General features: G+C 46.1%; 12 protein-coding genes and 1 tRNA gene. 5 read left to right on the plus strand and 8 right to left on the minus strand.

Features of this window, described 5'->3' with window-relative positions; translation table 11 throughout:
• Window positions 1-39 precede the first annotated feature (39 nt).
• Both AC5JLB_RS26280 and AC5JLB_RS26285 read left to right on the plus strand, forming a co-directional pair.
• Window positions 40-783 carry an LmeA family phospholipid-binding protein gene (locus tag AC5JLB_RS26280; RefSeq protein ID WP_495876788.1) on the plus strand — a complete coding sequence of 248 codons (744 nt, stop codon included), beginning with the start codon at window positions 40-42 and terminating at the stop codon, window positions 781-783.
• 141 nt (window positions 784-924) lie between these two features.
• Window positions 925-1593, plus strand: coding sequence for a GerMN domain-containing protein (locus tag AC5JLB_RS26285; protein WP_495876789.1), 669 nt, complete (start codon window positions 925-927; stop codon window positions 1591-1593).
• Between the two features lie 21 nt (window positions 1594-1614).
• Here AC5JLB_RS26285 and AC5JLB_RS26290 read toward each other — a convergent pair whose 3' ends face one another.
• Window positions 1615-1980: an ArsR/SmtB family transcription factor gene (locus AC5JLB_RS26290; RefSeq protein WP_495694062.1), complete on the minus strand. Its 366-nt coding sequence runs from the start codon at window positions 1978-1980 to the stop codon at window positions 1615-1617.
• Between the two features lie 536 nt (window positions 1981-2516).
• Here AC5JLB_RS26290 and AC5JLB_RS26295 point away from each other — a divergent pair.
• The gene (locus AC5JLB_RS26295; RefSeq protein ID WP_495876790.1) at window positions 2517-3584 is read left to right on the plus strand and encodes a Gfo/Idh/MocA family oxidoreductase; all 1068 of its coding nucleotides are present in this window, start codon (window positions 2517-2519) and stop codon (window positions 3582-3584) included.
• A 103-nt stretch (window positions 3585-3687) separates the two neighbouring features.
• Here the strand turns inward: AC5JLB_RS26295 and AC5JLB_RS26300 are convergent, their stop codons facing one another.
• The 6 genes from AC5JLB_RS26300 to AC5JLB_RS26325 form a co-directional block, all read right to left on the minus strand.
• Complete coding sequence (locus AC5JLB_RS26300; RefSeq protein ID WP_495876791.1) at window positions 3688-4209, minus strand: CAP domain-containing protein; 522 nt, start codon at window positions 4207-4209, stop codon at window positions 3688-3690.
• 435 nt (window positions 4210-4644) lie between these two features.
• A complete protein-coding gene (locus AC5JLB_RS26305) occupies window positions 4645-5304 on the minus strand; it encodes a hypothetical protein (protein WP_495876792.1) in 660 nt (219 codons plus the stop codon).
• Window positions 5305-5334: 30 nt separating this feature from the next.
• Window positions 5335-6045 (minus strand): HAD family hydrolase, encoded by a 711-nt coding sequence (locus AC5JLB_RS26310; RefSeq protein ID WP_495876793.1) that lies wholly within the window; start codon window positions 6043-6045, stop codon window positions 5335-5337.
• 245 nt (window positions 6046-6290) lie between these two features.
• A complete protein-coding gene (locus AC5JLB_RS26315) occupies window positions 6291-7148 on the minus strand; it encodes a class I SAM-dependent methyltransferase (protein WP_495876794.1) in 858 nt (285 codons plus the stop codon).
• 123 nt (window positions 7149-7271) lie between these two features.
• Window positions 7272-7964 carry a TIGR04283 family arsenosugar biosynthesis glycosyltransferase gene (locus AC5JLB_RS26320; protein ID WP_495876795.1) on the minus strand — a complete coding sequence of 231 codons (693 nt, stop codon included), beginning with the start codon at window positions 7962-7964 and terminating at the stop codon, window positions 7272-7274.
• Window positions 7965-7975: 11 nt separating this feature from the next.
• Window positions 7976-8578 carry a TIGR04282 family arsenosugar biosynthesis glycosyltransferase gene (locus tag AC5JLB_RS26325; RefSeq protein WP_495876796.1) on the minus strand — a complete coding sequence of 201 codons (603 nt, stop codon included), beginning with the start codon at window positions 8576-8578 and terminating at the stop codon, window positions 7976-7978.
• Between the two features lie 246 nt (window positions 8579-8824).
• Here AC5JLB_RS26325 and AC5JLB_RS26330 point away from each other — a divergent pair, with 246 nt between their 5' ends.
• A complete protein-coding gene (locus tag AC5JLB_RS26330) occupies window positions 8825-10483 on the plus strand; it encodes a DUF1565 domain-containing protein (protein WP_495876797.1) in 1659 nt (552 codons plus the stop codon).
• 205 nt (window positions 10484-10688) lie between these two features.
• Here AC5JLB_RS26330 and AC5JLB_RS26335 read toward each other — a convergent pair whose 3' ends face one another.
• Window positions 10689-10958 carry a DUF3493 domain-containing protein gene (locus AC5JLB_RS26335; protein WP_495876798.1) on the minus strand — a complete coding sequence of 90 codons (270 nt, stop codon included), beginning with the start codon at window positions 10956-10958 and terminating at the stop codon, window positions 10689-10691.
• Window positions 10959-11080: 122 nt separating this feature from the next.
• On the opposite strand from AC5JLB_RS26335, the gene AC5JLB_RS26340 reads away from it, so the two are divergent.
• A tRNA-Thr gene (locus tag AC5JLB_RS26340) sits at window positions 11081-11152 on the plus strand.
• Window positions 11153-11307 lie beyond the last annotated feature (155 nt).

Below are 11307 nucleotides of genomic sequence, written 5' to 3' on the forward strand. Positions count from 1 at the left end.
AAAGCGGTGCATTGATCTCTTGGCAGTCGGGACTAACTCATGGAATTTTTCACCCTTCTTTTATCAAGCTTGATTGGATTAGTTTCTCCCCTCGGAATCGTGAGCGATCGCGTTGCCGAATCAACGCTTCGTAAACAATTCGTTTCTGTCGAAGACTTGCAGGTTCGTATCGACAATGCCCCAACCTACCAACTCGTACAAGGCCGAATCGATCGCCTCAGATTGGTAGGGCGGGGCTTGGTTCCTCAGAAAGACATCCGCATTGACACTTTAGAACTTGAAACCGATCCCGTTGCCCTACAAGGATTGCGCCTTAAGCTTGCGAAACCTCTGCAAGCAGGAGTACGGATGATTCTCAAGGAGGAAGACATCAATAAGGCGCTGGAATCACCCAAAATCACTACTCAACTTCAAAACTTAGTGCGGCGTAACCAGCGATACACGTTTCTAAGTCCGCGCATCACTCTAAAGCGCGATCGCGTCCGTGTTCAAGCGACGTTACAAGAACAGGGTTATCCTGACCAACTCGCGATCGTAGCTGAAGCAAAACCTGAAGTGATCGCAGGGCGAACCCTACAGCTTCAAAACTTACAGGTTACTGCCAACGGGCAAGCTGCTCCCGCTCCAGTCGTTCAAGCTCTAACCGAAACCATCGCCAATCGCTTTGATCTGCGATCGCTAGAAAAATCAGGTATTACGGCTCGCGTTCTAGCATTCAACGTACAGCCCAGCCATCTGGAAATTTCGACCTTCGTTCAGCTTCGCCCAACCTCACGAAAGTAAAATTTGTTCGCATTCTTTCCGAAATTCGCGCTAAACATAGTGTAGTTACTTAAGCATCTCCTAAGGTTCACCTCAGTAATTCCTGGGGCAGGTTCCCGACGACAAATTACACATCATGAATTAGTTCTGGGAGGTTTCTCCATGCAAGAGCAGAAGCGTAGAATTCCGGTTGGAATTGTGGTTGGGTTATCGGCAGCAATGGTAGCGGCGGGCAGTGCTACCGCTTATTTCACCTGGCAGCAATCTCAACAACGTAAGCCCGTTCCCAATGCTGCGATCGAGCAAACTCAGCCCACTCCATCTGCATCTCCGCTCCCTCCGCCCGCCAATACCATTCCCAATAAAAACACTTCCCAGCCAGAAGTAGTGTCTCAGAAAACGCCTCAAGCGTATTGGCTGCAAGATCGAGGGGCTGAAATTCAACTCACTTCCTCTCCGATTAACGTCAAAGAAACTGAGAAACCTGAAGTCGCTCTAACGGCAGCTATGAAGGCAGTTCTTAGCGAGCCACCCGCCAAAAACGTATCATCTGCCATTCCAGAAGGCACTCAATTGCGGAGTCTCAAAGTTCAGCCCAAGGGAATTTACGTCGATTTGTCAAAAACCTTTACAACAGGTGGCGGTAGTCTTTCTATGTCTACTCGCCTTGCTCAAGTGCTTTATACGGCCACAAGCCTTGATCCAAAAGCGCCAGTATTTCTGTCTGTCGAAGGTAACGCCTTGAAGACGCTGGGTGGAGAAGGGCTAATCGTTGATCAGCCGTTGACGCGGACTGTATTTGAGCAGGGTTTTGGGCAGAAAGGTGAGTAGGGAGGGCCATTAAGGGATGCTTTATGCCATCCCCCCTTCTTCACTCGCTAAACTAAATGCTCGAAAGTGTTTGGCCTGTTGCTCAATCCGACTGGCAAGGCGATCGCAGACTAGATTGCAAAGCTCAAACACCAAGTCATCTTCAACGCTGTAATAGGCCAACGTGCCTTTTGTGCGGCGCGTTAAAATTCCTGCTTGCAACATCACCTTTAAGTGTTTGGATACATTCGCCTGGCTGGTTTCTGTTGCCTCGACTAAATCTTGAACACATTTTTCCCCATCCCGAAGCAAATTAAGAATCCGCAAGCGCATCGGTTCACCCAACACACTGAAATAGTCAGCGACTTGTTGCACAACTTCTTGCGGCACGGGCTGTGTTGGTCTCATGTCCACGTAAGAACCCCATCAATGATCCCAAGATCATATCCAGCCAAATTCTGCATAGCAATAGAGCTATCAAGCCCTGGTCTATATTTGGTGAAATCTTCATGGAGACTTACCAGAAGTTTACGGAGATGCAATCTAGGAAATTCACACACCTTCATTTAAACCTTGACTTCTGTTTCGGCGTCCAATTAAGTGTAAGAGCTGGTTTAACCCAACTGCTCTTTGCTGTAAATCCGATTTCATCACCTCCAGAGATCCCTGCTATTCCGTATTCTATGCTCCATTTTTTCACTAAAAACGACTCAAATTTTGCTCCTAATTTAGAAACTCCCTCTTTTGACGTAAAGCATAAGAAATCAAAAATCTTATCGTTTAAGGGAACTTAGACTAATCTTTGAAATTCTTCATATTTAATGTTGCTGTGTTAGTATCTGGATGTTTGAGGAGAATTTACAGCTGTTTATCAGCACAATCTCGGTGGTGGAGGAGTAATAAGAGTGCAAGGTGATATCCCAATTGGGTACTCCAATTTTGGTATGCAACGACCCCATCTCGATCCGATTCGTGTGGGTGTCATCGGGGTCGGTAATATGGGACAACACCATACTAGGGTCTTGAGTCTGCTCAAAGATGTAGAACTAGTGGGTGTTTCTGATATTAATGTAGAACGAGGATTGGACACGGCAAGCAAATATCGTGTCCGATTTTTTGAGGACTACCACGACCTGCTAAAATGCGTCGATGCGGTTTGTATCGCGGTTCCGACTCGGCTGCACCATGCAGTTGGCTCAGCAGCGCTAAAGTCTGGAGTTCATGTTCTGATTGAGAAGCCGATCGCGGCAAGTATTGCAGAGGCAGAATCGCTCGTCAATTTAGCAGCGGAGTGCCAATGCATTCTTCAGGTTGGACATATCGAGCGATTTAACCCAGCGTTTCAGGAGCTAAGCAAAGTTCTCAAAACTGAGGAACTGCTGGCCTTAGAGGCTCATCGGATGAGTCCTTATTCCGATCGCGCGAACGATGTTTCGGTCGTTTTAGACCTAATGATTCACGACATCGATTTGCTGTTGGAGTTAGCTGCATCCCCTGTGAGCAAACTAACGGCGAGTGGAAGCCGTGCGTCTGATTCTGGCTATCTTGATTATGTAACCGCAACGTTAGGCTTTGCCAATGGCATTGTCGCAACGCTGACCGCTAGCAAAGTGACACATCGAAAAATTCGTCGCATTGCGGCTCACTGCAAGAGTTCTTTAACGGAAGCTGATTTTCTCAAAAACGAAATTTTGATTCACCGTCAGACGACGGCGAACTATCGAACCGATTACGGACAGGTGCTGTATCGTCAGGATGGTCTGATTGAAAAAGTTCAGACGAGCAATATTGAGCCTCTCCATGCGGAGTTAGAACATTTTGTTCAATGCGTTCGGGGAGGACATCAGCCATCAGTGGGGGGTGTGCAAGCGCTCAAGGCGTTGCGTCTCGCGAGTCTAATTGAGCAAATGGCACTTGATGGCAAAGTATGGCATTCGCATGATTCTGCTAAGGTTGTTGAACTCGACGCTCCCACACTTCCGTCAGGGTTTGCGAATCAGATCGCCGTTTAATTAGATAATGCGCAACACTTAAACTGAGTGTTTTGAAAAGGGTAGACATCGGGATGTCTACCCTTTTTTCAGGTCAATTTTGGTGAACTAATTATGCGACTGGTTAGGCCATCGCAGTTCCAAAATTCTGTGTCCAGTACCCATTGTAATAACCGACACCAATTTCTTTGAGATTGGGATCAAGAATATTTTTTTGGTGTCCTGGGCTATTCATCCAGTCGGTGACAACTTGCTGCGCTGTTGTTTGCCCAAATGCAATGTTTTCAGCCGCACGCGAGTAGGCATAGCCCTGTGCCTGCATTCGATTCCAAGGAAGGGAGCCATCTTTGCCTTGATGACTAAAGTAATTCTGCACTGTCATGTCCTGACTGTGTTGTTCAGCGACATTATTGAGCGTTGGATTAATCGCTAACGGGGATAGTCCTCGACTAATACGCTCTTGATTTGTCAGGTCTACAACTTGCTGTTCAAACTCGCTAAAGCCAGTGTTGGGATCGCTACTCAGACTTCTTTGATTTGTCTGTTCAAATTGGTTTGCGTCTAGTGTTGTAGGTTGTGTTGATAAATTGATTGCTTTATGCGCCTGCAATAGTTGTTCATACGTATTGGAGAAGCGAAACATCATAGTGAAACTCCTAAAAGGTGTTCGAGGGGTAGAAAGACGAGCGATAACGCTACGACAATCAAAATCTGCCTTTTCGTAACGGAACATCAGTTAAACCCGTTGATTGGAAAAAGGCTAGACAGCGGTAGACCACCCGAACAACGTGAGCCGATCTATAGAGGCTCACTGAACTGCATTTGTAATAAATAGGTGTTAGATGCAGGGGTTACTGTATGGGAAAAGCAGAACTTCGCTTGCGTAGGCTTATGCCACTTCTGCTTTTGTAATAGCCGAATTTACTTTAGAAGTTTGATCTTCAGGCAATTCACAAAGCATAGATTCAGGTTCTGTATGTGCCACTTTAGAGACCGAACATCTACGAATTCAATTTATACTTACCTTATGCAACCGTATTCTTCCAAGCATTCGTTATAGATCATTGGGGTTCTAGCAAATTTACTGAAAGGTTATTCCTGCGAAAGAGGTAACAACTTTTCCCACCCATAAATTACCAACTTGTGTCCTTCCAGTCGTGATAAGCAACATTTCCCGCCTTGGCTGGAGATTTTCATACTCAAATCTAATTTGATACTGACCAGAATGGAGATTATAAAACTCCACAATACTTCCGTATAAAGCATAGCCTACTAAGCTAATGCGCTTTTCACGCCATAACAATTTTGCATTCATTAAAAACTCTGTACTTTCTCCAGGTTTAAGAAGCGGAATATCCGATTCCTCAATTTCAGTGCTACTATTGCGCCCACCACCAACAACTAGCATCTGACCTTGGGAATTCGACATCTCAGGTAAAAATCGTTGTAAGTTAAAGCGATACGGTGTGGATGTTTGATTCGTAATCCGAACTCTGAATTGAACATTCACTTCCTCCCCCCGCTTTGGTAAGCGAACGATGTTCTGAGGCACTAACGTTTCAAACCGAATGCCATCGATTTCAATTGCGTTGTTAGCACTTGATGATATAGACACAATGGGTTGGCTCTTCAGAAAATTCAAATTGTCTGATGCTACGAACGGTGCAGGAACGCTTCCTAGAAACGTTGCTCCAAAAACTACTAATGCAGTAAAAAAGCTGATCCAAAACAACTGACGCATACTATCGCAAGATTCACTAAATTTACGATCCTACGCGATCGCAACCTTCTCGTAAATCTGCTGTACTCGGTCTAACTCTAAATCAGAGAGGTAATCAACTGTCCAATTGGCGCGGCGTTGCAACATGTGAAATGGATATGTGTTGGCAACACCCAGAACAGGAATGCCAGCGCGTTTAGCGGCGTCGATGCCAGCAAAGGTATCTTCGATCGCTAGACACTGAGATGGCTGCAATTGGAGGTCAGGAAATTCAGTATTGAGCCGCGCGATCGCGGACAAATATCCATCTAGTTCAGGCTTGCTCGTGGCAATGTCATCGCCTGAAATAATGACTGAAAAATAGTGTCGCAACTGGGCACGGTCTAGTACGAGTTCAACTTCAGCCCGAACGGCTCCACTCACAATTGCCAGTTTGCAGGCTGTCCCTTTTAACTTAAACAGCAGATCCTCTAATCCCACATAGAGCGGTAGCTTTTCTATCGCTCCTAGCTGCTCAACATAGGCACGAGATTTTCGAGCGATTAGCGTTTCTAAATAGTCATCGGTCACGACTCGTCCTCGATGGGTGAGCAAATCTCGCAGACAGGCGCGATCGCTCCGTCCTAAGCAGAATTCTCGAAACTCTCCTGCTTTAGGGCGCAAGTTTTCTTCAATTAAAAGCTGCTCAACTAGTCGCTCATGAAGCGGCTCATCGTTAATGATGACTCCATTGAAATCGAAGAGAATAGCTTTAAGGGACATAGATACAATTCTGCCGTGCAAATGATAATGGCTAATAGGGTATAGGATTTTGAAAGATACAAGAGCGATCCGCTCAAGACGCGCCTCTGAAAACGTTCTTATAACTTACAGCGTTTCCATAACTTACAGCGTTTCCATAACTTACAGCGTTTCGCTCCTCTAAACCTCAGACTTGGCATGGAAATCCTAAGTTCTCCAGACTTGAAGAACTCGGGACGTACCCAAAAATCTTGCCCGCCTATTCCCTATCCAACGGCCCACTGTCGCATCTCATCATCACGTCCAAAATCTGCAACGAAATCTACGTGAGGAAGAGGCTTTACAGCACGCGTGACTTGATGCATCCACCAAAATTCTTCCGTCTGAATTGCTCCAAATCCGGCGGCTCCCATCCAAGCATCAACACTTCCGTTAGCATACGCTTGAATGTAAGGTTCTTCAAAAACTTGAGTGAGCCATTCGGTCTGCCGTAACGTTTTCTGATTGCCATCGAGGATAAGCACTTCGCCGCCTGTTTTGAGTAGCCGGAAGCACTCTCTTAGAACCGCTTGAGAGCGATCGGGCGGTAGTTCGTGAAACAATAGAGCAGCCGTAATTAAATCGAAAGATCCAGGAGCAAGACGGGTTTCTTCCGCATTGTTGTGCTGCCACTGGATTTCTAAATTTGCTTTTTTTGCCTTATGTTCTGCAACAATCAGCATGTAAGGTGACAAATCGAGTCCAATCACTTCAGCGTTGGGAAAGGCTTGTTTAAGCATTAGCGTTGTCGATCCGGTTCCGCATCCTAAGTCGAGAATACGAAGAGGTTTAACTCGAATCGCATCGATCAAACTTTGGCGCACCCAGGTTTCGTTGGGAGGCAAAACGTACTGTGTGATTGGGTCATAGGTGACAGCCGCGCTAAGGTTGAGATAACCGCCTTCGATGCTATGAAAATGCTGAGAGTAGTAGGCAGGATACGTCAGCTTCGGATTGCGGATGCGATCGCTTTCCACTTGCCAATCGATACTGTCTGCAAATTGGCGCAATTCGTCTTCGTTAATTAAGAAGCGAACGATCGGAGCGAGATATTGCTCAAAAATAGTATCTTTACGAACAGGCATAGAAAGCAGCTAAGTGAGGAGCATCTTTATATAAAGTGTACTGAAATTCGTCGAAAAGCGTCCCTCATTCTCCATCCCTTTCCGAACCATTAATCTAAGTTTGAGCTATTAGGTTTCTAGCCGTTATACTTTGCGCCTTCTCATGCCACTGCGATACCACTGTCTGAGGCGTTCGGGTGATACGCCCAGAAGGTATGCCCCAATAATGAATTGATTAATTAAGGTTGTCCGTACAACGCCTAGCGTTTGCCATCGTCGTCCAGAGGTTAGGACAGAAGCACGAACGATTTGAATGTTGCCGTGGTGTTTAAGGCGCTGCACAAATTCAAAATCTTCCATGATCGGTAACGCTGAAAATCCGCCGACTGCTTGAAAAACGGATTTTTTTAAGAAAATCGCCTGATCTCCGTAAGGAAGTTGCAGATAGCGCGATCGCAGATTTGTCCCCCACTCTACTAACCGTACTCCAACCGAAGGAATATTAATTTTCAGTTCAAACGCTCCTGCAATAGAGTAGGCGAGCGTTTCTCGAATCATCGTGTCGAATTTGGGCGGTAGCCTAGTGTCAGCATGGAGAAAAAGCAGAATATCGCCCGATGCGATCGCTGCTCCTAAATTCATCTGAACGGCGCGACCAGGAGTTGAAGAAATCACTTGAGCGTCAGCCGTTTGAGCAACCAAGATCGTCGCGTCTTGACTACCTCCGTCCACCACAATTAGTTCTACGTTCGCCGCCATGCTCAGAAGTGCCAATGTTTTAGAAAGGTATTCTGCTTCGTTGAGAACCGGAATAATGACTGAAATTTTTGGCAGCATTTTAGGGAGCGTTACATCTTCAGATGCTTTAGGTCTTCTGGACGATCAATATCATCTAATACAGGAAGCAATGCCATTGTCAATTTTAGCTGACTTGCGATCGCCAACGTTTGTTGAAATACAATATCAGTACTCCAGGAAATATTCTTAAATAGTTCAGGAATCAGTTTTTGTAAACCAACAAGATAGTAACCACCATCAGTTGCCTCACCCAGAACTAAATCGGTTGTGGTTAAGAGTTCAAACGCGGCAGATAGAATGTCTTCCCCTAAACTCGGACAATCTGTTCCAATCACCACAACAGCCGTAGCATTCTGCCCAAAAGCTGCTTGAAATGCTTGTATCAACCGCTCTCCCAAATCTCCCGCACTCTGCGATTGATACTGCATATCCTCGCCTAGCCAGGTTTGCATCTGCGCCAAGTCACCTCCTGTAAACTGCACCTTGACCAAAACGGCCTGCTTTTTTTGAAGCTTGCGAGCTTGTGTCACCGTATGTTCAGCCATCTGACGATGTAAATCGGCGGCTCCTGCATCGCCAAGGGCAGGAATAAGGCGAGTCTTCGCTTTTCCAGGTTCGGGATAGCGAGTGAAAATAATCAGATGGTTAGACATAGCAGTTACCGCCGTGAAAAGTCAACTTCTTCGTAACCCGCTCTCAACAAATACGATTAGGAAGATTCTAAAGATTTCCTTCCCTCACTACACCAATTCCAATTAACTTGTGTATATTTCTAACCGACGTGAGGGAACCCAGCGTGCGCTGCGCTTGTCATTTCCCCAATAGGTGCAAGACTCAGGTACAAGACTTCAGGTGCAAACCTCACTGATTCCAAATCATTATCTACGTGTAACAAAGTTATGGCATATCAGGGCAACAGCAAGAATATCCCTTCGCGGTTCGGGCGTCTTCTAGAAGCGGCTTCCATCTCATCTGGAATTGGACTGGCTGCCCTAATTGGATTTGCAGGACATAGCGTTGTACTAGCGCAATCACTCAATCCGCCCGACCAAACAACTCCACAACAGCCGACAGTAGCAACCTCTGTTATTTACGTCAATCCCACCAGTGGCAACGATCAGCCGAGTGCTGGCAAAACTGAAGCGGCTCCCTATCGCACCATTTCCTTTGCACTTGAGCAGGCTGCTGCTGGAACCGTCATTCAACTAGCTCCCGGTAATTATGTTCAAGAGAACGGCGAGAAATTTCCGCTCAATCTCAAACCTGGCGTGATTCTGCGCGGTGACGAGAACAGTAAAGGACAAGGCATTCTGATTCAGGGTAGCGGAAAAACTCTCAGTAAAACGTTTGCTGAGCAAAACGTAAGTATGCGTGCTGGGCAAGGCAGCGAGATTCGCGGTGTAACCGTTACCAATACTGTGACGCGAGGGACGGGTATTTGGGTTGAAGATGTAGATTCCACCATCTCGAACAATACCTTTATCAATAGCAACCGCGAAGGTGTTTTCGTAACTGGAAACTCAAACCCAACCATTACCGACAACCTATTTACGAAGAATTCGGGCAATGGGATGTCGATCGCGAGTGGAGCGCGGGGTCAAATTAGAAACAATGTGTTCCTCAACACTGGATTTGGACTTGCGATCGGCGGAACCTCAATCCCAAGACTTGAAGGCAATCAAATTACGCAAAACCAGTCTGGCATCTACATTAGCGGTTCGGCTCGTCCGATTCTGCGTAACAACTCGATTACCGATAGTCAAGGCGATGGCATCGTGGCTAGAGACAGTGCCTTTCCCGATCTAGGAACTGCTGATAGCCTTGGAAACAACACGATTCGCAATAATGGCAAAGATCCTGCAACCAAGGGAGTCGATCTTCGCAACGTCTCCGGTAATACCTTTCAAGCGATCGGCAACAACATTGATCCCAAAAAAATCATTGGTCAGGTCAATTTCACACCAGGCGGTACTAATACTGCGTTTGCTGATGTTCAAGGACATTGGGCACAGCAATACATTCAAGCATTAGCCTCGAAAGCGATCATCACTGGCTTCCCAGACGGCACGTTCAAACCAAACGACCCAGTCACTCGCGCTCAGTTTGCTGCGATCGTTCTTAAAGCCTTTGCACCCGCCGCTAAAAAACCTGCAATTAATTTTTCTGATGTGACTCAGAAAAACTGGGCATATGAGGCCATTCAGACGGCTGCAAAAGGTGGATTTGTGTCAGGCTACCCTGGTGGAACATTTAGGCCTGAGCAAAAAATTCCTAGAGTACAAGTTCTCGTAGCATTGGCAAATGGCTTAGAGTACGGCGCAGGAGATGTCTCAATCTTGTCGAAGTACCAAGATGCAACGACAATTCCTACTTACGCTAATGGACTCGTTGCCTCTGCAACTCAAAAGCAAGTTGTCGTAAATTATCCTACCGTTGGACAACTCAATCCAAATCGTGAGGCCACTCGTGCTGAGGTTGCTGCCTTCATCTACCAATCACTTGTGAATTCAGGTAAAGCACAAGCAATTCCATCCCCTTATATTGTTAGCGGCAGGTAAGTAACGGATCGCTGAGCGGTAAGCCCTTCACGACTCGAAAGGGATTCTTGAGCAGATGTAACAGATGAAAGTAGAATACTTTCATCTGTTACATCTGCTATCAAACCTACTTCTGATAGCTCTTGCAAATAACTTATAATTCAGTGTCCGATAGACTCAGTTAGGGCACTACCGACTCTGCAACTTGATCGTTATGCTGAATACTCTATTTTCTAAGCGTGCGGTCTTCCCAGCGAAATAACCAAATCATGACTGCAACTAGTCCGACTTGAAGTGCAAGATTAGGTAGGGCAGCAGCTACGTCTCGACCCGCTAAAATTTGCGTCAGAAAGACAACCGCTCCGATCGCACCCGAAGCTCCCACCCCGCCATAGATAAACTTTCTCAGTCCTCGGTAAGGAGCTTTTGATTCTGCAACAAGGCGTGCATATCGCTCTGGGTCTTGTCTGCGTAATCGTTCAGAACGTTCCGTCATAAGGTTGTTTAGAGAATCAGGGTACTTTAAATCGTGCCATGAATTTGTGCAATTTGCAGTATGACCAAAATCTATGTCGTGGGGTTCGTGAAACCTGCTATACTTACTGATTGTTAATATATGCCGATGTGGCTCAGTGGTAGAGCACTCGATTCGTAATCGAGCGGTCGCGGGTTCAAATCCCGCCATCGGCTTTGTAAGTATGTTGTAGAGCGACACTTTATTTGTCCGTGGCGACACTTTATTTGTCAAAATGAAGTTTAGACATTTAATTTGTCGTCTTGATTCAAGCATTTGGTCGTGTTCTAGACGTGTGGATTTTGCGATACTGGAGGAGTGTGGTTTCAGC

This window comes from Myxacorys chilensis (assembly GCF_059505265.1).

Bases quoted from the DNA above. Each gene is read 5' to 3' on its own strand.
- AC5JLB_RS26280 (WP_495876788.1), top strand. From the start codon at position 40: ATGGAATTTTTCACCCTTCTTTTATCAAGCTTGATTGGATTAGTTTCT.
- AC5JLB_RS26285 (WP_495876789.1), top strand. From the start codon at position 925: ATGCAAGAGCAGAAGCGTAGAATTCCGGTTGGAATTGTGGTTGGGTTA.
- AC5JLB_RS26290 (WP_495694062.1), bottom strand. From the start codon at position 1,980: ATGAGACCAACACAGCCCGTGCCGCAAGAAGTTGTGCAACAAGTCGCT.
- AC5JLB_RS26295 (WP_495876790.1), top strand. From the start codon at position 2,517: ATGCAACGACCCCATCTCGATCCGATTCGTGTGGGTGTCATCGGGGTC.
- AC5JLB_RS26300 (WP_495876791.1), bottom strand. From the start codon at position 4,209: ATGATGTTTCGCTTCTCCAATACGTATGAACAACTATTGCAGGCGCAT.
- AC5JLB_RS26305 (WP_495876792.1), bottom strand. From the start codon at position 5,304: ATGCGTCAGTTGTTTTGGATCAGCTTTTTTACTGCATTAGTAGTTTTT.
- AC5JLB_RS26310 (WP_495876793.1), bottom strand. From the start codon at position 6,045: ATGTCCCTTAAAGCTATTCTCTTCGATTTCAATGGAGTCATCATTAAC.
- AC5JLB_RS26315 (WP_495876794.1), bottom strand. From the start codon at position 7,148: ATGCCTGTTCGTAAAGATACTATTTTTGAGCAATATCTCGCTCCGATC.
- AC5JLB_RS26320 (WP_495876795.1), bottom strand. From the start codon at position 7,964: ATGCTGCCAAAAATTTCAGTCATTATTCCGGTTCTCAACGAAGCAGAA.
- AC5JLB_RS26325 (WP_495876796.1), bottom strand. From the start codon at position 8,578: ATGTCTAACCATCTGATTATTTTCACTCGCTATCCCGAACCTGGAAAA.
- AC5JLB_RS26330 (WP_495876797.1), top strand. From the start codon at position 8,825: ATGGCATATCAGGGCAACAGCAAGAATATCCCTTCGCGGTTCGGGCGT.
- AC5JLB_RS26335 (WP_495876798.1), bottom strand. From the start codon at position 10,958: ATGACGGAACGTTCTGAACGATTACGCAGACAAGACCCAGAGCGATAT.